Source organism: Salmonella sp. SSDFZ54 (assembly GCF_004010735.1).
Classification (GTDB): Bacteria; Pseudomonadota; Gammaproteobacteria; order Enterobacterales; family Enterobacteriaceae; genus Salmonella; species Salmonella enterica.
On record NZ_CP034819.1, the window covers coordinates 1054696 to 1080947 of the forward strand.

Annotated in this window: 26 protein-coding genes and 6 pseudogenes; 16 read left to right on the forward strand and 16 right to left on the reverse strand. The window is 49.8% G+C overall.

Annotation, left to right across the window (positions count from 1 at the left end):
- Positions 1–260: 260 nt before the first annotated feature.
- The 6 genes and pseudogenes from EOS97_RS27355 to EOS97_RS05120 form a co-directional block, all read left to right on the forward strand.
- A complete protein-coding gene (locus EOS97_RS27355) occupies positions 261–539 on the forward strand; it encodes a FaeA/PapI family transcriptional regulator (RefSeq protein WP_001349530.1) in 279 nt (92 codons plus the stop codon).
- Positions 473–1129 (forward strand): annotated as a pseudogene (locus tag EOS97_RS05100) (IS91-like element ISVsa3 family transposase); the annotation flags it as partial. The gene EOS97_RS27355 and the pseudogene EOS97_RS05100, both read left to right, overlap by 67 nt.
- Positions 1130–1159: 30 nt before the next feature.
- Complete coding sequence (locus tag EOS97_RS27055) at positions 1160–2044, forward strand: DUF3363 domain-containing protein (RefSeq protein WP_021598067.1); 885 nt, start codon at positions 1160–1162, stop codon at positions 2042–2044.
- 216 nt (positions 2045–2260) lie between these two features.
- A complete protein-coding gene (floR, locus tag EOS97_RS05110; protein ID WP_023300759.1) occupies positions 2261–3475 on the forward strand; it encodes a chloramphenicol/florfenicol efflux MFS transporter FloR in 1215 nt (404 codons plus the stop codon).
- Between the two features lie 27 nt (positions 3476–3502).
- The gene (locus tag EOS97_RS05115; RefSeq protein ID WP_001255015.1) at positions 3503–3808 is read left to right on the forward strand and encodes a LysR family transcriptional regulator; all 306 of its coding nucleotides are present in this window, start codon (positions 3503–3505) and stop codon (positions 3806–3808) included.
- A gap of 111 nt (positions 3809–3919) precedes the next feature.
- Positions 3920–4108 (forward strand): annotated as a pseudogene (locus EOS97_RS05120) (IS91 family transposase); the annotation flags it as partial.
- On the opposite strand, the gene tet(A) reads toward EOS97_RS05120, so the two are convergent.
- Positions 4075–5274 carry a tetracycline efflux MFS transporter Tet(A) gene (tet(A), locus tag EOS97_RS05125; protein ID WP_000804063.1) on the reverse strand — a complete coding sequence of 400 codons (1200 nt, stop codon included), beginning with the start codon at positions 5272–5274 and terminating at the stop codon, positions 4075–4077. The pseudogene EOS97_RS05120 and the gene tet(A) overlap by 34 nt on opposite strands.
- A 105-nt stretch (positions 5275–5379) precedes the next feature.
- On the opposite strand from tet(A), the gene tetR(A) reads away from it, so the two are divergent.
- The gene (gene tetR(A) / locus EOS97_RS05130; RefSeq protein ID WP_000164043.1) at positions 5380–6030 is read left to right on the forward strand and encodes a tetracycline resistance transcriptional repressor TetR(A); all 651 of its coding nucleotides are present in this window, start codon (positions 5380–5382) and stop codon (positions 6028–6030) included.
- A 31-nt stretch (positions 6031–6061) separates the two neighbouring features.
- Here the strand turns inward: tetR(A) and EOS97_RS05135 are convergent, their stop codons facing one another.
- The 7 genes and pseudogenes from EOS97_RS05135 to EOS97_RS05185 form a co-directional block, all read right to left on the reverse strand.
- Positions 6062–6304: a transposase gene (locus tag EOS97_RS05135; protein WP_000844627.1), complete on the reverse strand. Its 243-nt coding sequence runs from the start codon at positions 6302–6304 to the stop codon at positions 6062–6064.
- 305 nt (positions 6305–6609) lie between these two features.
- The gene (locus EOS97_RS05145; protein ID WP_000480968.1) at positions 6610–7446 is read right to left on the reverse strand and encodes an aminoglycoside O-phosphotransferase APH(6)-Id; all 837 of its coding nucleotides are present in this window, start codon (positions 7444–7446) and stop codon (positions 6610–6612) included.
- On the reverse strand, positions 7446–8249 hold the full coding sequence (gene aph(3'')-Ib, locus EOS97_RS05150) for an aminoglycoside O-phosphotransferase APH(3'')-Ib (protein ID WP_001082319.1): 804 nt from the start codon (positions 8247–8249) through the stop codon (positions 7446–7448). Before aph(3'')-Ib ends, EOS97_RS05145 begins: the two co-directional genes overlap by 1 nt.
- Before the next feature lie 60 nt (positions 8250–8309).
- Positions 8310–9125, reverse strand: coding sequence for a sulfonamide-resistant dihydropteroate synthase Sul2 (gene sul2, locus EOS97_RS05155; protein ID WP_001043260.1), 816 nt, complete (start codon positions 9123–9125; stop codon positions 8310–8312).
- A 240-nt stretch (positions 9126–9365) separates the two neighbouring features.
- Positions 9366–9932: a hypothetical protein gene (locus EOS97_RS05165; RefSeq protein WP_000919994.1), complete on the reverse strand. Its 567-nt coding sequence runs from the start codon at positions 9930–9932 to the stop codon at positions 9366–9368.
- Positions 9933–10794: 862 nt separating this feature from the next.
- Positions 10795–10970, reverse strand: a pseudogene (locus EOS97_RS27060) (transposase); the annotation flags it as partial.
- 188 nt (positions 10971–11158) lie between these two features.
- A pseudogene (locus EOS97_RS05185) lies at positions 11159–11335 on the reverse strand (transketolase family protein); the annotation flags it as partial.
- A 59-nt stretch (positions 11336–11394) separates the two neighbouring features.
- On the opposite strand from EOS97_RS05185, the pseudogene EOS97_RS05190 reads away from it, so the two are divergent.
- Together EOS97_RS05190 and EOS97_RS27460 are read left to right on the forward strand one after the other, a co-directional pair.
- Positions 11395–12086 (forward strand): annotated as a pseudogene (locus EOS97_RS05190) (IS1 family transposase).
- A 402-nt stretch (positions 12087–12488) separates the two neighbouring features.
- A pseudogene (locus EOS97_RS27460) lies at positions 12489–12997 on the forward strand (ProQ/FINO family protein).
- Between the two features lie 18 nt (positions 12998–13015).
- On the opposite strand, the gene EOS97_RS27465 reads toward EOS97_RS27460, so the two are convergent.
- The 3 genes from EOS97_RS27465 to EOS97_RS05225 form a co-directional block, all read right to left on the reverse strand.
- Complete coding sequence (locus EOS97_RS27465) at positions 13016–13564, reverse strand: hypothetical protein (RefSeq protein ID WP_032153702.1); 549 nt, start codon at positions 13562–13564, stop codon at positions 13016–13018.
- Positions 13565–13832: 268 nt separating this feature from the next.
- Positions 13833–14069 carry an AlpA family transcriptional regulator gene (locus EOS97_RS05220; protein ID WP_000958154.1) on the reverse strand — a complete coding sequence of 79 codons (237 nt, stop codon included), beginning with the start codon at positions 14067–14069 and terminating at the stop codon, positions 13833–13835.
- Between the two features lie 68 nt (positions 14070–14137).
- Positions 14138–14710: a hypothetical protein gene (locus EOS97_RS05225; protein ID WP_032153703.1), complete on the reverse strand. Its 573-nt coding sequence runs from the start codon at positions 14708–14710 to the stop codon at positions 14138–14140.
- Between the two features lie 14 nt (positions 14711–14724).
- Between EOS97_RS05225 and EOS97_RS26715 the strand changes: the two genes are divergently transcribed.
- The gene (locus EOS97_RS26715; protein WP_001421645.1) at positions 14725–14874 is read left to right on the forward strand and encodes a hypothetical protein; all 150 of its coding nucleotides are present in this window, start codon (positions 14725–14727) and stop codon (positions 14872–14874) included.
- A gap of 119 nt (positions 14875–14993) precedes the next feature.
- On the opposite strand, the gene EOS97_RS05230 is transcribed toward EOS97_RS26715, so the two are convergent.
- Both EOS97_RS05230 and EOS97_RS05235 read right to left on the reverse strand, forming a co-directional pair.
- Complete coding sequence (locus EOS97_RS05230) at positions 14994–15560, reverse strand: inovirus-type Gp2 protein (RefSeq protein WP_032153705.1); 567 nt, start codon at positions 15558–15560, stop codon at positions 14994–14996.
- A 1596-nt stretch (positions 15561–17156) separates the two neighbouring features.
- On the reverse strand, positions 17157–18761 hold the full coding sequence (locus EOS97_RS05235) for a YfjI family protein (protein ID WP_001067608.1): 1605 nt from the start codon (positions 18759–18761) through the stop codon (positions 17157–17159).
- Positions 18762–19194: 433 nt separating this feature from the next.
- Between EOS97_RS05235 and EOS97_RS27075 the strand changes: the two genes are divergently transcribed.
- Positions 19195–19401, forward strand: a complete 207-nt coding sequence (locus EOS97_RS27075) for a hypothetical protein (RefSeq protein WP_025492114.1) — start codon at positions 19195–19197, stop codon at positions 19399–19401.
- A gap of 11 nt (positions 19402–19412) precedes the next feature.
- Here the strand turns inward: EOS97_RS27075 and EOS97_RS27080 are convergent, their stop codons facing one another.
- On the reverse strand, positions 19413–19673 hold the full coding sequence (locus EOS97_RS27080; RefSeq protein ID WP_223362175.1) for a hypothetical protein: 261 nt from the start codon (positions 19671–19673) through the stop codon (positions 19413–19415).
- Positions 19674–19696: 23 nt separating this feature from the next.
- Here EOS97_RS27080 and EOS97_RS27085 point away from each other — a divergent pair, with 23 nt between their 5' ends.
- Entirely contained in the window at positions 19697–19852 is a 156-nt protein-coding gene (locus EOS97_RS27085; RefSeq protein ID WP_020923993.1) for a hypothetical protein, read from the forward strand.
- 93 nt (positions 19853–19945) lie between these two features.
- Here EOS97_RS27085 and EOS97_RS05245 read toward each other — a convergent pair whose 3' ends face one another.
- Complete coding sequence (locus EOS97_RS05245) at positions 19946–20677, reverse strand: inovirus Gp2 family protein (RefSeq protein WP_032153707.1); 732 nt, start codon at positions 20675–20677, stop codon at positions 19946–19948.
- Between the two features lie 1750 nt (positions 20678–22427).
- Between EOS97_RS05245 and EOS97_RS05260 the strand changes: the two genes are divergently transcribed.
- The gene (locus EOS97_RS05260; RefSeq protein ID WP_032153709.1) at positions 22428–23237 is read left to right on the forward strand and encodes a hypothetical protein; all 810 of its coding nucleotides are present in this window, start codon (positions 22428–22430) and stop codon (positions 23235–23237) included.
- Here EOS97_RS05260 and EOS97_RS05265 read toward each other — a convergent pair.
- Positions 23234–24166 (reverse strand): hypothetical protein, encoded by a 933-nt coding sequence (locus EOS97_RS05265; protein WP_023155730.1) that lies wholly within the window; start codon positions 24164–24166, stop codon positions 23234–23236. The genes EOS97_RS05260 and EOS97_RS05265 overlap by 4 nt on opposite strands.
- Positions 24167–24272: 106 nt before the next feature.
- Here EOS97_RS05265 and EOS97_RS05270 point away from each other — a divergent pair, with 106 nt between their 5' ends.
- From EOS97_RS05270 to EOS97_RS05280, 3 genes are all read left to right on the forward strand, one after another.
- Positions 24273–25157, forward strand: coding sequence for a GTPase family protein (locus tag EOS97_RS05270; protein ID WP_024166630.1), 885 nt, complete (start codon positions 24273–24275; stop codon positions 25155–25157).
- A gap of 118 nt (positions 25158–25275) precedes the next feature.
- Positions 25276–25953 (forward strand): hypothetical protein, encoded by a 678-nt coding sequence (locus tag EOS97_RS05275; protein ID WP_023155728.1) that lies wholly within the window; start codon positions 25276–25278, stop codon positions 25951–25953.
- 29 nt (positions 25954–25982) lie between these two features.
- Positions 25983–26192: a DUF905 family protein gene (locus EOS97_RS05280; protein ID WP_023155727.1), complete on the forward strand. Its 210-nt coding sequence runs from the start codon at positions 25983–25985 to the stop codon at positions 26190–26192.
- Positions 26193–26252: the final 60 nt, after the last annotated feature.

The window sequence follows — 26252 nt, forward strand, 5'->3', positions numbered from 1 at the left end:
CGCTCAGATAAAAACATCATAGTAAATTGAATTTACAGCATAAAAGATCGTCTAAATGCATTTTTACGGACTTTCTTTTCACAGAAAAATAAAACGCAAAATGTGATACATATCAAATAAAGCAAATAAAAAGCAAATTCACTAAATTGCACAAATAAAGCAAACACAGCAAACACAGCAAACACAGAGAATAAAAATACCTTTCCGTTGATAACAGAAAGCATGATTTTTATTATTCGAAGAAACTTTGTTACAGTGAGATGAGTGAATATATGAAGAATGAAATACTGGAATTTCTGAACAGGCATGATGGAGGGAAAACGGCAGAAATTGCGGAGGCGCTGGCGGTAACGGATTACCAGGCCCGCTATTACCTGTTATTACTGGAAAAAGCAGGTATGGTTCAGCGCTCACCATTAAGACGGGGCATGGCAACATACTGGCTTCTGAAAGGAGAGAAGCAGGCGGGGCAGAGTTGTTCACTTTGCAAACTCTGCCGACCAGTGGTGATCCGTTCGGTGACGGGATTGGCAAGGTAGCCGGGTCCAGCCTGCACGCCGGCGTGGCGGCCAGGGCCGATGAACGCAAGAAGCTCGAACGGCTGTGCCGGTACATCAGCCGCCCGGCGGTATCCGAGAAGCGGCTGTCGTTAACACGAGGCGGCAACGTGCGCTACCAGCTCAAGACGCCGTACCGGGACGGCACCACGCACGTCATTTTCGAACCATTGGATTTCATTGCAAGGCTGGCCGCCCTGGTACCGAAGCCCAGAGTCAACCTAACCCGCTTCCACGGGGTGTTCGCACCCAACAGTCGGCACCGGGCGTTGGTCACGCCGGCAAAACGGGGCAGGGGCAACAAGGTCAGGGTGGCTGATGAACCGGCAACACCAGCACAACGGCGAGCGTCGATGACATGGGCGCAACGGCTCAAGCGTGTTTTCAATATCGACATCGAGACCTGCAGCGGCTGCGGCGGCGCCATGAAAGTCATCGCCTGCATTGAAGACCCTATAGTGATCAAGCAGATCCTTGATCACCTGAAGCACAAAGCCGAAACCAGCGGGACCAGGGCGTTACCCGAAAGCCGGGCGCCACCGGCTGAGCTGCTCCTGGGTCTGTTTGACTGACGAGCCTGAAGGCCAACGATACCAATCAAAATGCTGCGTTCACAGCGCCGCGGCAGGGATCCGCCGTGCTGGTTGTCGGAAAAGGAGCCGCTAGTGGGAAAGAGGAGGGTAAATTTTCAGCGTTGCTGGCTCCCCGTCAGCCGGATTGGGTTGCATCGCAGGGGTGTCGAAAGAGTCAACTGCGGTCCAAAGCTGTTGGACTTGGGTGAAAAGGGCGTTTATTCTTCCTATACGTGCCGCGTTCCAGGCGGCGACTATGAGGGCTATGTCGATGCCCATGTGCGCCGGCTGGAGGCGCTACGCCGGGCCGGTATCGTCGAGCGGATCGACGCCGACCAATGGCGCATCCCCAATGATCTGGTCAGCCGTGCCGCCGCCCATGACGCCGGCCGAGACAGTCAGGCCAGCGTTCGCGTCCTTTCCCCGGTCGATCTGAACAAACAGATCGGATCGGACGGCGCGACCTGGCTGGACCGGCGGCTGATCCACGGCGAGACGGCCGACCTTGCGCCAACCGGCTTCGGGCAACAAGTCCGCGAAGCCATGGACCAGCGCCGCGAGCACCATATCGAACAGGGCGACGCCACCCGCAGCCGGGACAGCCGCGTCTTCTACCGGCGCAACCTTCTCGCCATCCTGCGGGAGCGCGAGGTAGCCGGCGTCGGATCGGATATGGCTTTGAGTAAGGGCCTGCCGTTCCGCGCCGCCACGGACGGCGAGAGCGTCAGCGGCAAGTTTACCGGAACCGTGCATCTATCGAGCGGCAAGTTCGCCGTGGTCGAGAAATCCCATGAGTTCACCCTTGTCCCGTGGCGGCCGATCATCGACCGCCAACTCGGCCGCGAGGTTATGGGCATCGTGCAGGGCGGGTCGGTGTCGTGGCAGTTAGGGCGGCAGAGGGGGCTGGAACGCTGAGTGCGCCCATGCCGCATTGCGAAGCAAAAGATAATCGGATAAAATGTAGCAATTCATATTCGTAAGCGTGGAGTAATCAGATGGGAAATTCCAAGTCAGCAGACAAGTAAGCCGCAACAACCAGTATTGTTGTTGCGGCGCTCTGTAAGGCTAGTCTCATCTGATTGCTGACGAGCAGACGTCGCCCGGTATTCCTTAATCGAGGGTTGATTCGTCATGACCACCACACGCCCCGCGTGGGCCTATACGCTGCCGGCAGCACTGCTGCTGATGGCTCCTTTCGACATCCTCGCTTCACTGGCGATGGATATTTATCTCCCTGTCGTTCCAGCGATGCCCGGCATCCTGAACACGACGCCCGCTATGATCCAACTCACGTTGAGCCTCTATATGGTGATGCTCGGCGTGGGCCAGGTGATTTTTGGTCCGCTCTCAGACAGAATCGGGCGACGGCCAATTCTACTTGCGGGCGCAACGGCTTTCGTCATTGCGTCTCTGGGAGCAGCTTGGTCTTCAACTGCACCGGCCTTTGTCGCTTTCCGTCTACTTCAAGCAGTGGGCGCGTCGGCCATGCTGGTGGCGACGTTCGCGACGGTTCGCGACGTTTATGCCAACCGTCCTGAGGGTGTCGTCATCTACGGCCTTTTCAGTTCGATGCTGGCGTTCGTGCCTGCGCTCGGCCCTATCGCCGGAACATTGATCGGCGAGTTCTTGGGATGGCAGGCGATATTCATTACTTTGGCTATACTGGCGATGCTCGCACTCCTAAATGCGGGTTTCAGGTGGCACGAAACCCGCCCTCTGGATCAAGTCAAGACGCGCCGATCTGTCTTGCCGATCTTCGCGAGTCCGGCTTTTTGGGTTTACACTGTCGGCTTTAGCGCCGGTATGGGCACCTACTTCGTCTTCTTCTCGACGGCTCCCCGTGTGCTCATAGGCCAAGCGGAATATTCCGAGATCGGATTCAGCTTTGCCTTCGCCACTGTCGCGCTTGTAATGATCGTGACAACCCGTTTCGCGAAGTCCTTTGTCGCCAGATGGGGCATCGCAGGATGCGTGGCGCGTGGGATGGCGTTGCTTGTTTGCGGAGCGGTCCTGTTGGGGATCGGCGAACTTTACGGCTCGCCGTCATTCCTCACCTTCATCCTACCGATGTGGGTTGTCGCGGTCGGTATTGTCTTCACGGTGTCCGTTACCGCGAACGGCGCTTTGGCAGAGTTCGACGACATCGCGGGATCAGCGGTCGCGTTCTACTTCTGCGTTCAAAGCCTGATAGTCAGCATTGTCGGGACATTGGCGGTGGCACTTTTAAACGGTGACACAGCGTGGCCCGTGATCTGTTACGCCACGGCGATGGCGGTACTGGTTTCGTTGGGGCTGGTGCTCCTTCGGCTCCGTGGGGCTGCCACCGAGAAGTCGCCAGTCGTCTAACCGACGACTGGTAGCAGGCCCGCTCCGATGCGGCGCACTAACCATCGAAACCTCGTGAATGTCGGTATCCTGTCTGGCAGGATACCGCTCATTTCCCTTGTTCAGTTCATCGCCGTCGCCGAGCATCTGAATTTTCGGCATGCGGCCAAGGCACTTGGTATCAGCCAGTCGAGCGTCAGCGCGCGTGTGAAAGCGCTGGAGGATAACCTTGGTGTCCTGCTATTTGAGCGCCATGCGCGGGGCGTTCGGCTAACAGACGCAGGCAGGCACTTCATGGAGCGTGTCACGGCGGGTGTCGATCAACTCGATCACGCAGTGAAGACCGCGGAGTGACGGGCACTGGCTGGCAATGTCTAGCAACGGCAGGCATTTCGGCTGAGGGTAAAAGAACTTTCCGCTAAGCGATAGACTGTATGTAAACACAGTATTGCAAGGACGCGGAACATGCCTCATGTGGCGGCCAGGACGGCCAGCCGGGATCGGGATACTGGTCGTTACCAGAGCCACCGACCCGAGCAAACCCTTCTCTATCAGATCGTTGACGAGTATTACCCGGCATTCGCTGCGCTTATGGCAGAGCAGGGAAAGGAATTGCCGGGCTATGTGCAACGGGAATTTGAAGAATTTCTCCAAAGCCCGCGACGCAGCGCCGGCAGGCAGAGCAAGTAGAGGGCAGCGCCTGCAATCCATGCCCACCCGTTCCACGTTGTTATAGAAGCCGCATAGATCGCCGTGAAGAGGAGGGGTCCGACGATCGAGGTCAGGCTGGTGAGCGCCGCCAGTGAGCCTTGCAGCTGCCCCTGACGTTCCTCATCCACCTGCCTGGACAACATTGCTTGCAGCGCCGGCATTCCGATGCCACCCGAAGCAAGCAGGACCATGATCGGGAACGCCATCCATCCCCGTGTCGCGAAGGCAAGCAGGATGTAGCCTGTGCCGTCGGCAATCATTCCGAGCATGAGTGCCCGCCTTTCGCCGAGCCGGGCGGCTACAGGGCCGGTGATCATTGCCTGGGCGAGTGAATGCAGAATGCCAAATGCGGCAAGCGAAATGCCGATCGTGGTCGCGTCCCAGTGAAAGCGATCCTCGCCGAAAATGACCCAAAGCGCGGCCGGCACCTGTCCGACAAGTTGCATGATGAAGAAGACCGCCATCAGGGCGGCGACGACGGTCATGCCCCGGGCCCACCGGAACGAAGCGAGCGGGTTGAGAGCCTCCCGGCGTAACGGCCGGCGTTCGCCTTTGTGCGACTCCGGCAAAAGGAAACAGCCCGTCAGGAAATTGAGGCCGTTCAAGGCTGCCGCGGCGAAGAACGGAGCGTGGGGGGAGAAACCGCCCATCAGCCCACCGAGCACAGGTCCCGCGACCATCCCGAACCCGAAACAGGCGCTCATGAAGCCGAAGTGCCGCGCGCGCTCATCGCCATCAGTGATATCGGCAATATAAGCGCCGGCTACCGCCCCAGTCGCCCCGGTGATGCCGGCCACGATCCGCCCGATATAGAGAACCCAAAGGAAAGGCGCCGTCGCCATGATGGCGTAGTCGACAGCAGCGCCGGCCAGCGAGACGAGCAAGACCGGCCGCCGCCCGAAACGATCCGACAGCGCGCCCAGCACAGGTGCGCAGGCAAATTGCATCAACGCATACAGCGCCAGCAGAATGCCATAGTGGGCGGTGACGTCGTTCGAGTGAACCAGATCGCGCAGGAGGCCCGGCAGCACCGGCATAATCAGGCCGATGCCGACAGCGTCGAGCGCGACAGTGCTCAGAATTACGATCAGGGGTCTGTTGGGTTTCACGTCTGGCCTCCGGACCAGCCTCCGCTGGTCCGATTGAACGCGCGGATTCTTTATCACTGATAAGTTGGTGGACATATTATGTTTATCAGTGATAAAGTGTCAAGCATGACAAAGTTGCAGCCGAATACAGTGATCCGTGCCGCCCTGGACCTGTTGAACGAGGTCGGCGTAGACGGTCTGACGACACGCAAACTGGCGGAACGGTTGGGGGTTCAGCAGCCGGCGCTTTACTGGCACTTCAGGAACAAGCGGGCGCTGCTCGACGCACTGGCCGAAGCCATGCTGGCGGAGAATCATACGCATTCGGTGCCGAGAGCCGACGACGACTGGCGCTCATTTCTGATCGGGAATGCCCGCAGCTTCAGGCAGGCGCTGCTCGCCTACCGCGATGGCGCGCGCATCCATGCCGGCACGCGACCGGGCGCACCGCAGATGGAAACGGCCGACGCGCAGCTTCGCTTCCTCTGCGAGGCGGGTTTTTCGGCCGGGGACGCCGTCAATGCGCTGATGACAATCAGCTACTTCACTGTTGGGGCCGTGCTTGAGGAGCAGGCCGGCGACAGCGATGCCGGCGAGCGCGGCGGCACCGTTGAACAGGCTCCGCTCTCGCCGCTGTTGCGGGCCGCGATAGACGCCTTCGACGAAGCCGGTCCGGACGCAGCGTTCGAGCAGGGACTCGCGGTGATTGTCGATGGATTGGCGAAAAGGAGGCTCGTTGTCAGGAACGTTGAAGGACCGAGAAAGGGTGACGATTGATCAGGACCGCTGCCGGAGCGCAACCCACTCACTACAGCAGAGCCATGTAGACAACATCCCCTCCCCCTTTCCACCGCGTCAGACGCCCGTAGCAGCCCGCTACGGGCTTTTTCATGCCCTGCCCTAGCGTCCAAGCCTCACGGCCGCGCTCGGCCTCTCTGGCGGCCTTCTGGCGCTCCTGCTGCGGCGTCCGCTCGTGGGCCGTGGCGCGGGTCCGCGCGCCGGCCTCGTGCGCCTGGCGCTCGCGGGCGAGGTCCAGGGCGGCCGTCTTCACGTTCTGCCTTGCGCAGATGAGATAGATCTAGCGTGGACTCAAGGCTCTCGCGAATGGCTCGCGTTGGAAACTTTCATTGACACTTGAGGGGCACCGCAGGGAAATTCTCGTCCTTGCGAGAACCGGCTATGTCGTGCTGCGCATCGAGCCTGCGCCCTTGGCTTGTCTCGCCCCTCTCCGCGTCGCTACGGGGCTTCCAGGGGTCGTTTGCGGGAAGGGGCGGAATCCTACGCTAAGGCTTTGGCCAGCGATATTCTCCGGTGAGATTGATGTGTTCCCAGGGGATAGGAGAAGTCGCTTGATATCTAGTATGACGTCTGTCGCACCTGCTTGATCGCGGCCGCGATAGCTAGATCGCGTTGCTCCTCTTCTCCATCCGCGTTCCAAGCTGCGGAAAGGCACCCATAAGCGTACGCCTGGTCGAGCAGGCGACGCGGATCGACGTCCAGCGCACGAGAGAATGCGTCCGCCATCTGTGCAATGCGTCTAGGATCGAGACAAAGGTCGTCTCTGTCAGCCGGATCGTAGAACATATTGGCGGCGCCAAAGCCCACTTCACCGACCAGACCGACGGGATCTATCACCAGCCAGCCGCGACTGGAGAACATGATGTTTTCATGATGCAGATCGCCATGTAGCCCACGCAGTTCCGAGGCATTGCTCATCATTTGATCGGCTATAATCGCCGCGTGGACGTAGTCAGTTTGACAACCTGCGTTTTGATCATCGCGCGCCCGCTGAAACAAAGCTGCAAAGCGATCCCGGATCGGGAGAAGGGCAGAAGGCAGGGGTTCCTCAGATGCGGCATACAGCTTCGCCATTAGTTCCGCTGCAATTTCGGTCGCCTGGTAGTCGCCGTGCTCGGCAACGATGTGAGAGAGCATTCGCTCCCCGGCATATTCGAGCAACATCAGATTGTTCTCACGACCGAGCAACCGGACTGCTCCCCTCCCATTGCGCCATACCAGATAGTCGGCCCCGCGCAGTTCATCAGCAATGTCTTCTATAGGTTTCAATCCCTTGACGATTGCAGGAGTCCCGTCTGGCAATGAAACTTTCCAAACGAGGCTGGAAAAGGTGTCCGCAATGAGAACAGGTTGCGAAACGTGCCAATGAGCAGGAAAAACAGGCGGCATGAACATCAACCCCAAGTCAGAGGGTCCAATCGCAGATAGAAGGCAAGGCGTTCGCGGTCGGGGGCTTCGATCCCCAATACATTGAATAGGACAGCGAAGGCGCGCTCTGCTTCATCTGGCGCTGCCCAGTTCTCTTCGGCGTTAGCAATCATGAGTGCCAAATCGGCATAGCGATCTGCTGTTCCGAGCCGCCCAAGGTCGATCAGACCCGTGCATTGAAGAGTTTTAGGGTCCACCATGAAGTTCGGCATGCAGGGATCACCATGGCAAACAACCATATCGGTGCGCTCTTGGTCGAGCCGCACCGGTAGCTCTCGTTCGACACGAGCCAAAAGATCGAGCTGCGGCGTACTCTTGTCCTCGTCCGGTAAGAAGTCGGGATTGACGGCATTGCGGGACACCACATCAACGGCGCGTCCGAACATTCGCGACAGCCTGCGCTCAAACGGACATTGATCAACCGATAGGCTGTGAACAGCGCCAAGTTGCTGCCCCATTGACGGCCACGCTTTGAGCAAATCCGCTCCAGACAGATCAGCCGCCGGTACTCCCGGAATTGCCGTTATCACCAAGCATGCACCCTCCTGTTCCTCCTGCCAGTTGATGACCTCGGGGCAAGCCACACCTCGACCTTTGAGCCAAATGAGGCGGTCACGCTCTCCAGCGAGCTCACCGCGGCGGGAAGCAGGTGCGATTTTCGCGAAGGCATGCCCGTCACCACGTCGAAAAACAAAATCACCAGATTCTCCGCCTCTGACAGGCAACCAGTCAGAATGCGATTCACCAAAAAAAATATTAGTTCGATTCAATGGAGGTTCCTTCAGTTTTCTGATGAAGCGCGAATATAGAGAAATATCCCGAATGTGCAGTTAACGAATTCTTGCGGTTTCTTTCAGCGCCGCCAATACCGCCAGCCCGTCGCGCAAGGGGCGCGGCTCGTGTGTGCGGATGAAGTCAGCTCCACCTGCGGCGGCGGCAAGCTCTGCAGCGAGTGTCGCGGCCCCGACATCCCCCGGACCACGGCCTGTGAGCGCGCGCAGAAAGGATTTGCGCGAAACAGACAGAAGCACCGGCAAATCGAAGCGCAGCCGCAATTCATCGAACCGCGCCAGCACCGAGAGCGAGGTTTCGGGAGCAGCCCCCAGAAAAAACCCCATGCCGGGATCAAGGACAAGGCGGTTGCGTTTGATACCGGCTCCCGTCAGCGCCGCGATGCGCGCGTCAAAGAACGCCGCAATGTGATCCATGATGTCGCCAGCGGGTGCCTCGCGCCGATCTGCCTGCCCGTCTTGCACCGAATGCATAACGACGAGTTTGGCAGATGATTTCGCCAATTGCGGATAGAACGCAGCGTCTGGAAAACCGCGAATATCATTGAGATAGGCCACACCACGCGACAAGGCATAGGCTTGCGTCGCGGGTTGATAACTGTCGAGCGAGACGGGAATGCCATCTGCCTTGAGCGCGTCCAGCACCGGCGCGATACGCGCGATTTCTGTGTCGGACGAAACAGGCGCGGCGTCGGGATTGCTGGATGCCGGACCGAGGTCGATCACATCTGCCCCCTCGGCCATCAGCTTACGCGCCTGCGCAATGGCTGCGTCTGGCGCCAGATACCGGCCTCCATCGGAGAAACTGTCCGAGGTTATGTTGACGATGCCGAAAATGATGAGCGATTTATTCATGGGGGCTTCTATAATAATAATAATCGAGCATGAGTCTCATACGGATGCTCGGGTCGAAAGGGAATCCCCAGGCGAGTAACCTGTTTGCGGTGATCCATTAGCTGCAGGAGCGGAATAGCATACATCTGGAAGCAAAGCCAGGAAAGCGGCCTATGGAGCTGTGCGGCAGCGCTCAGTAGGCAATTTTTCAAAATATTGTTAAGCCTTTTCTGAGCATGGTATTTTTCATGGTATTACCAATTAGCAGGAAAATAAGCCATTGAATATAAAAGATAAAAATGTCTTGTTTACAATAGAGTGGGTTTCCGGTGCTCCTTTGACACTCTCTCCATATCCCTCAGGTCCGGCACCAACAGATACCACGTTATTTTCTCCCGACACCTGTGAGCCATGGCCCAGAGCTACAGAGCCTGAAGAATTTTCTATTCCAGCCCATCCCCCAATAGCAACACTCTGCTGTGAATTAAGTACCTCAGCGCTCTTACCTATGGCAACACCATATTTTGACTCAGCCTGACCGGCATCCCTTCCCAGGGTGACACTGTGTGGAGAATTATACACTCCCGAAAAAGAGCCAAACTGAAGACTTCCTGGTGAATCCATGTTAAAAGCGCCACCTCCCAAAAGGAAAGTGTTATTAGCTGTACCAGTTGAATTCGTAATAAAAGAGTTTTCTCCAATCAGTAAGCTGGAAGAATTAGCATCAACAGGCCCTGTCAAAACAGCCTGAGCCTGAGCCGAGAGCAGCAGGGCCACACTCACTGCCAGCGCGCTTTTCTTTAAAAAAGCATCACGTCTTTTAAGCATTCTGTTATTCTCCTGTATTATTACTTCACCAGCCAGAACGGTAGTGCGGAGCAAAAATACAGTGATAAGAATCCTCTTTTATTAATTTAATAATGCCAGGAATATTATTGTGTATAATATGCGACCTCAATTTAAGCAGCAGAAAACGACTGGCATTAAAATCATTAAATTATAAACATATACAACTTTGTAAAGGTGGTTATAATAAACCTGATTACTTTAACGTCTGTATACCTGCACTGCTGATATCACAAAACAATAAAAATCCTGGTTAATATCTCTGATGATTGAATGAGAAATTCACGATGTCTGGTGAGAATTCTGTTCAAAACGAGGAATGCAGACGTACATGTGGCAGGCATGGACTTCTACCAATTTAACTTTTTTCCTTCCTTGTATTTACACATTGCACATTTTGCGCTACAAAAATTTCACGTGGCACGCACCACGTGATCCGTAGAAAAGCCTCTTGTTACGAATTTCGTAAACCGCACGTCTGTCTGGTCGTGCGGATTTTTTATCCGTCAACTTCACATGAAACCCGCCAGAGCACTGTTTCCGGATTCAGACATCAGGCATATTATTATCCACGATGTCGTGAACAAGATCACACTTTTGCAATTCCTTTATTGATCGAAAGCAGTTAATCACGGAAATTAATTACCGGAGTGAAAGCATTTGCTATATAAACATTCCCAGAAGACATCTTCATGTTGAATATTATTCCCTTATTGACTAGCCCCTCTGACAGAATTTCAGAGGGGGTTTTTTATCAGTTTCACCATCCAACCCTGTACGCCAGAATGGTTTCACTGTCACTCAGTTCTGCTATTGCCTTTTTCATCTCCCTTTACCTTACGTTCTGCCAGAGTCTGAGCCATTTGAACAGGAGGTTATCATTGATATCGTGTTCCCGGGCAATACGGGCAACAGAGGCTCCTGGTTGCAAAACCAGTTTAACCATTTGAAGTTTAACTCATTTGAAAATGATCTGCGGGGTTCTGCGGATAATGTTTTTGCTCCATAACAGGCGCCCACCAGTTTGAAAAGGTGGGCACCTACGTTACCAATACTGGCTTAATGGATACATACGGCGGTCGGTTCTTACGGTAAAACGACACAACCAAACGCTTCTTATCCTGCAATGAACTGCTTTATTACCGAGTTTAGTGACCGCACAGACACTCACTTTTAAGAAAAACAGAATGGTAAACAAACTCCATGAATTACAATAGCTCTCTGGCTGCCGCCACAATAGCTTGCGCGGTTAACCCGTACTCTCTCTGTAAAAAGTCCTGAGTTTCAACCTGGCCATACCGCTCTTTAACCCCCACCCGACGCATGGGCACAGGACAAGTTTCTACAAGCACTTCAGCAACTGCTGAACCTAATCCATTATGAATACGGTCATGACTCCAATTAGTTGAATTAGGGGTATAATAGCCACTTTTAAGGTTCTTTCATGGTCACAGTTAACCTTCATTGCTCCTGTTGCCAGTCCGTTCAGGTTTACCGTCACGGGAAGAACCCAAAGGACATGATCGATTTCGCTGCCGTGACTGTCATCGAGTGCTTCAGCTCACTTACCGTTACGAGGCCCGTAAACCGGGAGTTAAAGAGCAAATCACTGAAATGGCTTTCAACGGTGCCGGAGTTCGCGATACTGCCCGTACGCTGAAAATCGGCATTAATACTGTCATCCGGACTTTAAAAAACTCTCGCCACGAAGAATAACGTCATACCCGGTCGCTCATGCTGATATGGCTCTCATCTGCGAACTTGATGAGCAATGGAGTTTTGTCGGCAGTAAAGCGCGACAGCACTGGCTCTGGTACACGTACAACACGAAAACTGGTGGCGTTCTGGCCTACACTTTTGGCCTACGGACTGATTAAACCTGTCGTGAATTGCTGGCGCTGCTTGCCCTTTTACCATCGGTATGTTGACCACTGACGAATGGGGTAGTTACACCAGAGAGTTACCGAAGGAGAAGCATCTGACTGGTAAGATTTTTACTCAGCGCATTGAGCGCAACATCTACCTCTGAGAACCCGAATCAAACGTCTGGCCCGCAGAACTATCTGTTTCTCGCGCTCTGTAGAACTTCATGAAAAAGTCATCGGTGCCTTTATCGAAAAATATATGTTCTACTAATTGGAGTCACCACCTTCGTTTGTTTAAAGAACCTGCTGGTCCTGCCATTAATATTACCTGCTGATTGCTTCACATCCGGATTCCTCGCACTGCGCGCGGGTTATTGTTTCGTTTTCGGCCACGGGGTCGCCAGGGCTCTGTTTGCAGGCCATGATGGCCTGACCTGTACTGTTTCTCAGGCACTGAGATGTCCGTTTACGCCATTTGTTCCCGGATATCCTTAACCTCTGACGTTTGTTCCCTGCCCCTCTGTCTGATAACGAATACGCTCACAACGCACAGTACTGAACAATACCGACAACAACATGTCTTACATGAAATTCGCTGTAACATCCACCGGAAAACATTTTCAGATATCGGATGAGGTACTACTTCCATTGACAGCGCGAGGTAACAAAATTGATGGTAACTCTGACCATTAACCGTAAACCGCAGGGTATTTTCAGTAAATCACCGGCAACGCCGCTGCAGGATAAAACGGACACAGCATACAAAATGAAGGCCGGTGACCAGATACCACAGTTGAACGATAAACAGAAACCTGCTGATAAAACACCGTGGCGACATGACAAAACGCCAGAGCAAAAACCGTAAGCGCATTATTCGTCTTGTGGAACTCTGGCCTGAGTCATTCAACCGGGAAAAAAACAAAACCACTTAAAGTGGGGATACCTGACGACCTGATACAGGATATCGCCATCCGAGAACTGGCGTTTGGCGCTGGTACATTACATGCAGCAGTGGCGTCTTATGTGCAGTCTCCGCGCTATTACCGTGCGTTAATAGCAGGTGGCGCCCGTTACAACCTGAACGGTCAGCCGTGCGGGGAAGTGACACCACAGGAACAGAAAGAGGCAGAGACCCGTTTAATGATGCTGAATGACCGACGAAAAGCCAGAAAACCTCGTTGACTGCACAACTGCGCTGATTCACTGAGCTGTAATCAATGTACAGCGCTGTACCGGACGATGGGTAATGGCGATCACAACCGGTAACCCCAGAGACAATGCGACTGTTTTTAACGCAACATACTGGCCAGATGTATCACCCCGGGCAACCCGAAAACACCTTTCAACCTGGCATTGTCCGCCAGCGCTTATCACCTTCCAGGTCTGTTGCAATAAATCCACCCGTTGCGAACATTCTTCATCAACCGTGGCACTGGCCCGCGGATGGCAAATGCTCGTCTGGCTGAGCAGCAACAGGCATCGTATTGTTGCTCCTCCATGTTGTTCCCGCAACCAGCGTAATACCACCGGCGAGGATGGACAGGCAGTGTGATTACGCTCAGTAATACGTTCGTGCACCTGTCGGTAAAAGGAAGTACAGAATGCCTGAATCTGTTGCCCGTTGATGTTTCCTTCAGCCGAATGGAGCGTGAAGTGGACTGCCAGCAGACGCGGCCAGTGGTCCACCGCCTGCTGAACAAAACGCCGGATGTCTCCCGGCTCTGAAATTAAGGCTTCGGTTATTTGCACGAAATGTTCCTTTTCAAACCCTGTTGAATTTTGTTAAGCCGGTGCAGACACACGGGAAGGTGCGCATCAACACCGGTGTAATGCCAGTTATAAACAATGTGAATGGAATGACGAATCAGTCAGGAAAGAGCTACAACCTGCTGGCTGACCGGAGAGGGTCAGCAGGAAAATGAACGGTAATGTCGCCAGCACCAGGGACAGGGCTGATTTCCGCAATACCAGCGCCGGCATTTTGCACATTGCCAGCGTACCGGCATCACAACACGTTTCATGCTGCTGCTCCTCGTGATTCCTCAATTCGCTGCTGCATCCACTGCTCCACTTCACTTTTGTACCAGCGGCTGCTGCGGCCCAGCTTGATGGGTTTCGGGAAATGGCCTTCACTGATCAGCTTGTAAAACCATTTGTCGGTCATACCGGTGAAACTGGTGATGTAGTTCATGTCGATCAGGGGATCGTCAGCACGCAGCAACACGCTGTCGTGGCCTGTCATTGAGGTCAACATGGTCAGAATGTCCTTTATGAGATTTATGAAGGTTGTGCAAATGCGGATTAATCTGCTGAACGGTGTTTTCAGAGCTGGCCTGCTACGGGATACCAGGGATTACCGGCGAGGTAACGGGCTTCCGGATCGCGCACACCACGACGATCGCGGGCGAAATCACTGAACGCCCATATCAACTCTTTGAGGATGTCTTCGCAGTCCGGTGAACGACTGTCCAGCACCACATCCCGTGTTATCTGCTTCTGGTACGGTGCCGCTTCACCCGGTGACGCGAAGCCCAGTACGTTGCTCCAGGCATCCAGAATCAGCCGGTCCAGTTCAGGGCCATCGAAATACTCCTGTCTGACGCATAACACCACGTGGTATTCCGGTTTTTCAGGATGACGGGTCAGGAGCCAGCAGAGGTCACGTCCGGGTGTTGCATTCATCAGCGCACTGACGGTTTCGATAAAATCCATACCGAACCAGATTTTTCTGTCACTGAAGGCGTTGTCATGTTCCCACGGCAGACGAAGCAGGATCCGCCGTACCCGGGAGCAGGACTGTTCACGCAGCGCACGGTTGAGAACACCGATGATTTTGTTCTGATAAGACGGCCAGAAGGGCGCCAGGCTATAGTCGAAATGAGGGATACCATTCATAAGATATGCTCCATATGGAAACGCACGACGCATCCCCGCCAGCGAAAGACGAGCGTATGGTGAAACTGAAGGCGTCGTGTACTGAGATTGTTGATGTGATAACCGTGGAACCGGGGATGGCAGATGTCGTATGCCAGGACAGTCAGGAGACCAGACAGGTGTAAAATTCCTGAGGTGGGTTTAAGGTGAATGATCTCCGTTGACTTCAGTTCACATCATTAATCAGGGCGGTAGATTTTTACCGACGGAGTGTTTCCAGGAGCGGAGGCTCAGGCCTTAAGCTTCAGAAGTGAGGCTTACGAGGACGCCCTGCAGCAGGACGCTCAGGAACTTCACTGCAGCCGTAGGCACACAGCCCGTCTTTTTGCTCTTCTTTCGCCAGATAATGCAGGGCACCGCGAATATTATCGATGCTTTCAGGATCGTTGTGGCGCACAGGAATGTTGATGTTGTATGTATAATGCGGCTGATATGTACAGCGGTGTGCCGAACCGCTGTTATGCGTAATAGACTGCCAGCATTCCGTAATCCGCTCCGCAAAGGGATATATTTTTTTAACCCTCTGACGATCGAGCCAGAAAACCGCATGCGCATGAAAACCATGATCAGCCGTCCATTCAATCACCCAGAAGAAACCAACGATATTTTCAAATTGTTCCACCTGCTCCAGCAGCATACGCAACTGCAATTCAAGCCAGCGATGATCAGGTTGTAAGAAATCAGGCGTATCTTTCCTGTAGAAGAAATCCATGCGTAAGGCCCGCAGACGGGAATAGCGTGCGACCAACTGATTGATGTGATTGTCAAGTAAAGCGGTAAAAAACCAGTTTGGTGTGTAAGATTTAGGCATGCTGATGACTCCTGAAAGTTAATGACGTTTTAAGTGCTGTAAACGAATTAATGCTTTCGCTCATAATCAGATCTAAAACGGTAATAACTTACAGACGGTATTTATCAGGCATGCTGTAACAGAATGGATACGTCGGTTATTAACGACACGTAGCGTTGTGCAGAAATAAATGGATTATCTGATGGTATTAGCTAAAGAGATGAGATAAACGAGGAGTGAATAAAATACAGAATCAATAAACATCACGAAATACTGCAAAATATGCGATAAAAACCCACGATCAGAAGTTCAAGAAACATATTACGACTAATCACCATCATAAATTACAAACTTGCTCTCAATGGTTCTAAAAAACCGTGTACAAGGCCAACACGATACCTGTAACCCAATAAACTTACACGCACTCATTTTATCTGTTAAAAACAACTCATGTTCAAGATATGAACGTTAACGGGTACACGGTACCAGAATGAAACATACCATGGATGGATAATTTTCATTTTATTTAAAATACAAGATAATCAGGAACGAACAAACACAATCAGAAATTCACTCTATTAATTCTGTTATTTACCCTGCTCGGCTAATCGTTACAGAATAATGGATACCTTATTAAAGAGTAAGCATTCAGTTAATCAGTGATGACAGAAGTATTGATATTTACCAGAATGGTTAAAACATATCAGATAAACAATCATTGTTAAGCAAATACAGCTCATGATGGATAAAATTAAAATAAATTATTATTTTACTGAAAACAGGAACAGATGGATATCAGCAATAGCGTAGTAGAGAATAACTTATCTGAGTATCATATGAGTTACAGTAGTTATGATTGAGGAATGGAGAAGGTGGATACCATGATAATGGTGACAATGAAGATTAGACAAGGAAGGGAGTGAATATAACTGGATGAGAATAAGAGTAATGGAATGTGTAAAGACAGAGAGGGAAAATGAAGGGCAGAGATGGATGATAAATAAAGGGGTAGATACTAATTATAGTAATAAACCTAAATTAAAATTATCCATGTTTGATGAGTAAAAATAAGAAATCATCCGTTCTGAATACGAACATGACAAACCATTATCTTACAGAAAAAATATCAAATCATTTTTCTTCACTCTCCTATTGAAATGCAAACTTGAACAGCATCTCTTTTCAGTAACAGTGATAACCATTCGTTATTCAGGCAGAGACCGACATTATCATATACACCTACACTCATCACGACGAAAATCAAACGAAGTTATATATGAAAACTCACACAATATGGTTAATGATTAGCTTTAATCTATGTTAAAAATAATCTTTCGATTCACTTTCGATCAATAAAAAACGAAAGCCATGCTTCCACCAGTGCGCACACTCCTGTATTCAACCAGCTCTGACAGCAGGTCATTATGAAAACAAAATTAAATCACAGATGTGGTGCATGTGCTGCTACTGTTGCTACCGTAGCGGTTTTTTCAGAGAAATTCTCATTCCCCCCCCATAATTGGTGAACATTTGCATAGGTGCAGGATATGCAAAACGCCTTATCACCAACCTCCGAATGAAGGTTGGTTGATTTTGTTTTATCTGTGTAAGGTTATTTCAAAATAAGCTATACTCTGAAAAAGGTGACGCAAATGACGGAATTAATTCCGGTGGAATATTAACGTGATATGCTTTCGCTTTATGAATATTCTCGGGTAGAACAATATCAAACTGTTCGTAATACATTGCGCCTAAAGGAAGGAGGTAACCATTGTTACAATAAACAGAAACATAAAGTGCCTGATGCGATCGCATTCTGATGATACATAAATACCCCTGACAGATTAACTGATTGAGTACAGGTGTAAGTTTTTCTGCTCTTCTCAGTCGATTGGGACCATATCTTTCAATGTCTGTTTTCCTGATAGCACGCCAATTATTCTGCCTTATTCGGGTCATAATCCATGCATACAGTTCACAGGCATCCTGTTCAAACTGGCATCGTGCAGACATGGGATAAAATATTGTGCTCGCCTCCTCCAGATACCAGTCCATGAGATGCATAGCTTTAAAAAGCGCAATTGATTCAATTTCCTCAGCATCTTTATAGCAATAGCAGGTGAATATTCCAGCTATCCTCAGTATATTAGAACCTGCTTTCAGAACAATATCTCTGATGTGTTCCCACTCCCCGCCTGCAAGCGCTTTTCTTTCAATCTTAATCTGGTTTTCCTGCCACTCCCCCAACGCTTTCTTCGCAAGTTTTAATGTCTTCCTTTCGGTGCTCATGCCGGGGAAATTAATGTTGTGGTTTAACAGGAATCCGTTAATCTTTTTATGAAAGTTCTCCAGGGTTGATATTGTTCTGAACTCACCTCTCGTATAATCACGTATCCAGGAAGAACTTACAACCTGACTGAACAGAAACCGGGAAAGAAATCCGCTTCCCCACGCCAGTACGTCATTTTTATTTATATAATTCGTAAAGACATCCGGCTGAGACATTAACGAAAATGTCAGACGTGGCGCGATATGGTATTTCTCGTCAGCCCGTCCAAAATCAAACGGTTGCCCACTCCATGCTTTATTCAACAGGCCCGGATAATTTTTCAGATAGCTTCTGAAAAAAGTGACCGCCTCATCAGAAATAACCCCTGCCTCAGGATGTTCATTGAGCCCTTCCACAAGCGCTTTAAGCGAAACATCTTCATAGATAAAATTCGGTCGAACCGGACGTGTCGGTTTATTTCTTTCGTGATTACGCAGCGCCTCTTCTTCCTGTTCCCCCGGATACCCCCGGTTAACAACCTTTCTTAAATTGGCAGCAAGCGCTTTCTGCCGGGTATTCCAGATCTGTAGTTCAGTCTTATAATCTTTGTTTCTCTCTTCGTATTGTTGAATGAGTCGATCGGCAAATTCGTAACAGGGGTTCATCACCAGTCTGTTTATCGTTGTTTTTCCCGCGCCTGGCTCTGCGATTGCCAACAGATAAAGTGAGCAGGGTTCCGGCATGTTGGTGTGAGGATGAACAACGTCAACCAATGACTGACAGGAGAGTGAGAGCGTTGCCAGTACAGTATTAAAAATGAGCTCCAACGGAAGTTGGGTACTTTCATATAAGTCGTCAATGAGATACGCAAGCTCACTAGGAAATAATCTGTAGGTTAAATCAGCTGGGAAGTGGTGGGATGTCTGCAAGGATTGCACATAATCGGGATTCATTGTAATGGACCTCCTTCGCATACTGTAATCAACGCAAAACTTACTGTTCAGTTCAGAAATATACCGACATTGTGAGTATGTTCGCTGACGTCGATAATAAAATGGCTTGTATCCATTCACCAGTCCCGACGCATTTATGATGCTGACAAAAGCAAAACGACATGGAGGTGCCTCAGAAGTCTGGCACCACAGCAACAAACGATGGGGGCATGAAACACAGGGAACATTGCGCCCCTGAGCGTTGAGGATCTTCCACCTTGTATCCTGGTTCTTCGTTATCATGAGCAGCGAACAGATTTGGCAAAGCGTATGCAGCCTGGGGCCCCTTAGGGTTTAAGCCCATATGTAAGCAAATGGCGCATACGCTGAGCCACTCATCTGAAACCCGAACAGTTGTCCGTACTCCATAACGCATTAGCAAGAATGGGCAATAATGAGTCTGCCAAATCCACTTTGTGTTGATACCGATGTGTCCAAAACAACGCTGGATATTGCCGCCAGCAACACTATTGAACGGTTTTCTGTTGCCAGTGGTGCTGACGGCGTTGATTTCATCATCGCTGAACTGAGGCAGCACGATATGGCCTTTGTGTTGATGGAAGGCCGCCATAACCTGTGCGTTTCAGCCCGAAGGTTTTGAGATCGCCGTAGTTAACCCCAGGCAAGCTCGTGACTTTGCCCGTGCGATGGGATATCTGGCGAAGACTGACCCGCATGATGCGCGGTTTTTTTGCCCAGATGGCTGCAGTTATTAATTACCATCCGGAACGAGACCGCTTTATCCGGACTTTGCCGGATGCAGAACGTCAGGTTCTTAATGCCATAGTCGTTTGCAGACACCAGTTGATCGCAATGCCAGTTACTGAGCAAAACAGGTTGTACCCGGCTCACCCGCAAAGCAAAAAAAAACATTAATATCATCAAAGCGCTGGAAGATGAACACCCACATCCGGAACCATTTTAAAGAACCAGCTGAGCACCTGAGCAACATTAAAGGCATCGGCGTAATGACTACGGCGGTGCTGGTAGCCTGTATGCGCAAACTGCTGACCATCCTGAATGCGATACTCAGAAAGAACAAAGAAATGTAATGAATCCTGCCATCAGGTTACTCCATAATTTTGTTGGTCAAGACAGTTAATTACGTGACGTATGCTCAGGCACCGGATGCCGTTTTACAGGGCTCACCTGCCATCCAGTAGACGCCCCGGCCCACGACTGCAACCATAATTACGTTGCCCAGAACCGTCATGCTGCTTCGTCTCATACTTCACGAGATAACAGGCTCTCTCCATGGCTTTCTGCATCGCTTCCACATCACCACGCTTGACCCAGAGAACAGCGGCTTCACCCGGCTTTTTGTCTGAAGCCTTCCTGGTTTCAGAACATCCACCCGACAAAGGCGTATCATCGGAAGAAGGGCGAGCATCAGATGATGTCGGTTTACGGAAAGGCGTCCGCCTGGAAAAATGAACCAGTCCATTACCCTGCCAGGGCTCGAGATGCAGAGCACTGCACCATGCCAGCTTGATCAGCGTCGCCAGCGAAGAAGGAACGGTGAAATCCCCTGGCGAGCACCAGGTATCTTTGTTGAGCAGTAATATCACGTGATAATGTTTCCTGCCTTTTTCCTTGCCAAACTCCCGACACCAGAAATAACGCAGAGTGGTTGCACGCACACGCTTGTTGGCACGTCGTTTTTTCCGCTGGTAAGCCTGAATTTTTGCTTTCAGGGATTCGAAAAAACGAGAAATCACTGCTGAATCTAAATCGGTATCCATAATAGTGGCAGGCATATACTCAGGAAAACGTAAATCCACCCGAATTAACGAGACGGCACGGTGCTGCACTAGGGCACTGTCGAGAAGGCTGTCAAAACGGGATAACCAGTAAGCATTGTGTATTGGTTGATTCATGATGAGAGATCTCCGTTGATTTGGATTGACTTCACATCATTAATCACTGCGGTAAAACTTTACGGCATCCCGCCATTGAGCAACGCCAATGGCTCCTGATTAAAACAGAATGAATCCCCCACGAAGAAAAGATAAACCTACACGCAGGGTAAAACACACAACAACGGCATAAATGGTTTTTAAAAACTACAAAGCCCGAAGGGAAACGGATCAACAGAACGTGCAAACAAAACACCAAAAACGCAATCAGAACGCTTTCTGCTGCTGTGAATCAACAACAATACCAAAACCTACAGCTTAACCACAAAACTCAATCACAGAGCCGAATAGCGCGTTTAAAACCTGTTTACAGATAACCCTGCCCCGAGAACAAAAACCACCAACATCAGAATCGATTTTCTTATCCTGAAAACGTTACTTTTCAACACACCATAAAAACGATTAACCATCGATAACGTAAATCTCATCTGAATCAAAACACCAGAACCAATCATCACGCTTTTTCTGAAAAGAGCCTTATGATGAAGATAATCACCTTGCACTGAGAAAAAACACCAGGGCCAGTTAATCATCTCATCAATCTTATCGCTACAAAATCATCCATAAAACCATTTAACAAAATCATCGTAAGCACACAGTAAATCACGCCAGGTTATCTCAGCCGGATTTGCGTTTTACATAAAAACACTTGTCTCAGGTTAACGACTAAAAACACGAAAACTCATAAAAGGTTAAATGTAACATCAGAAAAATAGAATATCATATTGATTGCTTAAACAGGAAAGATTGTTTTGTAGTAGCATTAAGCTGATTTTAGTTAACGTAAAAACAGGACTGACAGGTTTACTAAACTGGATGTGTATCAGACAAAGCAATGTGTATAACAATACTTAATGAAAACACTTGTAGAATTGTTTATGAAAACATGTGTATGTCTGGTAAAACACTTAGTAGAAAATACGTGTATAACACTTACTGAAATGCTTAGTAAAAACACTTAGTAAAATATGTGTAGAATTATCTATTTAAAAAGATATGTATATAACACTTAATAAAAACATGTGTATATAGTATCATACCGACATTCTCAACATCTTCAGACACTCATGCAGACTGAATGTTCGTTTCAGTTTTTCACGGCCAGCATGGGGATTTTTGTTCTGAAAACGGAGCAGATTTACTCTGGAATTATTTTTCTGTCCCCGTATTTCAGGCCCCAGAAAAGACAATCCGAAGCAAACCGTTTGTCAGCTTCCATATCATCTTTTACCCCCGGAAAGTGATCGCGTTTTACAACCAGAATGACAGCCATACTGATTATGTCGTCTCCCGGCCCCCTTCACATATAACATGCATGCCTGTCATTGCTTACTGCTCCACATGACAGGATTTCACATACAGGATGCGCATTCAGTGTTTTTATCGCCACTATAACAGACAGATTACTGTCGCTTTTACTCTTCAGATTGTTAATCTGACCACAAGAACAGTCGAACAGTACAACGACACACCCAAGGAGGATATGAGCAGTAGTTGATAGCATGTTTTAATTTATTATGAATAGATCAAGAATAGATCGTGAATAGTTAGAGAATAGTTCTTCAGCATCTCACAGAGTGATCAAGCCTTGAAGTGATTGCTTTTTGAACACAAGTCCGGATGCAATGTTTTTTTGTTAACTTCCTTGCATATTCGATTTCCATGTGATAGTGAAAATCACCAGAAGAGAATGCGATTGAGGCGTAATCAGATGAAACAATATGAAGATGGTTATAACGTGAATGGATATAGCTGGGAAAATGAAACAATTGAGTATTTGTTGAATGATAAACAACTGACAGATAATCACATACCTGAATGGGTTAAAAAAAATGAAATTGCAGCATTCTGGTTCTGGTTAGTTATAATTAACACAGATCCCAAACTCCTTGGGGTTCGTAATGAATTAGGGTTCAATACAGCCATGATGGGGCTGATTCCTGCGGGGAGTATACCCATAACAACAATTCCTTCAGATCATGAAATGAGACTGGATGTTATAAGCAAATGGATTAATGCATTAATCCTTGACAATCAATCAGATTGCTTCATCTCAACAATGCATCAAAACTGGCTGCAGATCGAAAAGAGAAACGAAGCCAAATGGCTTAAAAAGAATACAGAACAACTCGAATGGGCATGGAAATATATCAATGCACGCATCCCGCACACGTATCTTTCCTGGTTTTATCCTGTAAGTGATAACGAAAGATACATTGCTATCGTAGTTTTACTAAAAATTTTATTCCCCGCAGATACACCATACTTACAGCAGCCAAAAGTACTTCACTATGGGGTTGCCGCAAAAGAAAAATTTTTCGACAAGATGCACAATGCATTCCGAAAACAGTTTACCGACGGAAAAAAAGATAAGCGGGTACAAATCAACGTTAAAATATCATCAGATGCAAAACGTACTCTGGACAGACTGACCAGAGAACTGAAAACAACACAACAGGCTGTCCTGGAACATCTGATTCAGAACCACAGGCTGGTGATTCAGAACCACAGACTGTATTAACTTTCACCACTTCTGCTCCTGCCGATTTTCTTCTTTTGGTAGTGTCTCCTGGCTGCGGATATCAGATACTTTTCCGTCATTTTGTTGCAGAACTCTTCAATGTAGTTAATCATTTTCTGGTGTGCTTTCAGCTTTTCTTCCCCGGGGGACGCTTTCAGATAAATGTCCTCCTTTTCCACAAGCGCATTGACAAACTCCCCTAAACATCCCTGGTTATAAAGCGACGTGAAAAACAACACATCCCCCAGTCTCTCCAGTAACTGTGGTTTATCCCCGAAATGTTTTTTTATACTTTCAAAAGGTTTTCTATTTTCCGGATCAAAAAAAACACTTAATCCCAGTCGCTTATATTCCTGGTAAAAAAGTTCAAACGTCGGGGATGCTGAACGGCAAATAAACGAAGACTGCGCCCATGGATTAAAATCTGTGACACGCCTCCCCTCCCGCACTTCCTGTCGTGTCAGCGGTGGTTCAGCAAACCAGGCGTCCAGCTCAGCCGAATCGTTATCCCTGCTCAAAACCTCATACAAACTGCCCGTGAACGGTTGAGCCGTTTGTTTTGTTGCTTCGCCTTCTGATTGTCTGAATCCATCCACTTTTCTCCGGATATTACGCGGAATCAGCATAAAAGGCGGGACATTAAGTGATAAACGTTTACCCGTCATGCGATACCATTGACCTACCTCAACCTTAATCCGTGTATCTGACTTTAGCTCAAGTGCCATTATGTTAAGCAGGTACAGATAACGCACCGTATAACGATTAAAATGTTTCTCCGGATCAAACGATTCTGACCGTTCTCCTCTGTACACGAGTCTGCTGCGCTTCAGTATTCGCAGAGTATATTTCCAGGCCGGACTTTTACAAATGGCGGTAACTCTGGCCTTATTAACAATGTCGCGTAATGCATCAATCTGTTGTGCAGTCATCTCTTCCCTCCACACTTTGTCACTCCAGATTTTTTCACGCCCATATTACCTGAATGATAAACCGGATTAGTGTGATCCGGTTCAGTGAAATCAACAGGATACCGGTATGTCATTCAGCCATTCTTCCCTCTCCGCACAAGTGAAATCATATCTGACGTTTCTTCCTGAAGAAATTCGCCAGAAAATCCTTGAACATCTCCACGGTGTTATTCATTACGAGCCCGTGATTGGCATTATGGGTAAATCCGGCACCGGCAAAAGCAGTCTGTGTAATGCCATTTTTCAGTCCCGTATCTGCGCCACGCATCCCCTGAACGGCTGCACCCGCCAGGCTCATCGCCTCACCCTGCAGATTGGTGAACGCAGAATGACGCTGGTCGATCTGCCCGGCATTGGTGAAACACCGCAGCATGATCAGGAATACCGGGAGCTTTACCGTCAGTTACTGCCGGAACTGGATCTGATTATCTGGATCCTGCGGGCTGATGAACGTGCGTATGCTGCTGATATTGCCATGCATCAGTTTTTACTGAATGAAGGTGCAGATCCCTCGCGTTTTCTGTTTGTTCTCAGCCATGCCGATCGCGTGTTTCCTGCTGAAGAATGGAACGACGCAGAAAAATGCCCGTCCCGTCAGCAGGAACTCTCACTGGCGACAGTAACAGCCCGGGTGGCCACCCTGTTCCCGTCATCATTTCCGGTACTCTCCGTTGCAGCGCCTGTCGGCTGGAATCTTCCGGCACTGGTGTCACTGATGATCCACGCACTGCCACCACAGGCAACCAGCGCGGTTTATTCACATATCCGGGGGGAAAACCGCTCTGAACAGGCCCGGAAACACGCACAACAGACTTTTGGTGACGCCATCGGGAAAAGTTTTGACGACGCCGTTGCCCGGTTCAGTTTTCCGGCCTGGATGTTACAGCTTCTGCGTAAAGCCCGGGCCCGCATTATCCACCTACTGGTCACACTGTGGGATCACCTGTTCTGAGCGCCCCGGAGTCCCCCGTGGCAACCGTATACCTTTACACGACAACGGATTACGGTAACCACTGCCGTATACCGTCTGTCATTATCAATAACACGCTCTTTAATTTCAGAGGTCAGTCATGAATACCAGAATGCTTTTTCCCCTGCTGTTCACTGTGGCATCCTTCTCCACCTCCGCCGGTAACTGGGCTGTCAAAAACGGCTGGTGTCAGACCATGACGGAAGATGGTCAGGCGCTGGTAATGCTGAAAAATGGCACGATTGGTATTACCGGCCTGATGCAGGGATGCCCGAATGGCGTACAGACGCTCCTGGGCAGCCGTATCAGTATTAACGGTAACCTGATCCCCACATCACAAATGTGTAATCAGCAGACAGGATTCAGGGCTGTTGAGGTGGAAGTCGGACAGGCGCCGGAAATGGTCAAAAAAGCCGTTCACTCCATAGCAGAGCGTGATGTGTCCGTTTTACAGGCATTTGGTGTACGAATGGAATTCACCCGCGGTGATATGCTGAAGGTCTGTCCGAAATTTGTCACATCACTTGCCGGTTTTTCCCCGAAACAGACACCCGCCATTAATAAAGATTCCGTCCTGCAGGCTGCCCGGCTGGCATACGCCCGGGAATATGACGAGGAAACAACAGAAACCGCTGATTTTGGCTCTTACGAAGTAAAAGGCAATAAGGTTGAGTTTGAAGTGTTCAATCCTGAAGACCGTGCGTACGACAAAGTGACCGTCACGGTTGGTGCTGACGGTAATGCCACCGGTGCCAGCGTTGAATTTATCGGAAAATAGCCGGTATGTCGGACTGTCACCCTGTTTAATTGCCCGAAGGCCCTTTCTCACGCGAACAGGCGGTTGCCGTCACAACAGCTTACCGCAATGTGCTTATTGAAGATGACCAGGGAACGCATTTCCGGCTGGTTATCCGTAATGCTGAAGGTCAGTTGCGCTGGCGGTACTGGAATTTTGAATCCGATGCCGGAAAACAGCTTAATGTGTGGCTCGCCAGTGAAGGGCTTCTCAGACAATAAACGTCATTCATTTCATCCATCAGGCCGCGTCTTCTCCGGGAGGCGCGGCTTTTTCATTTA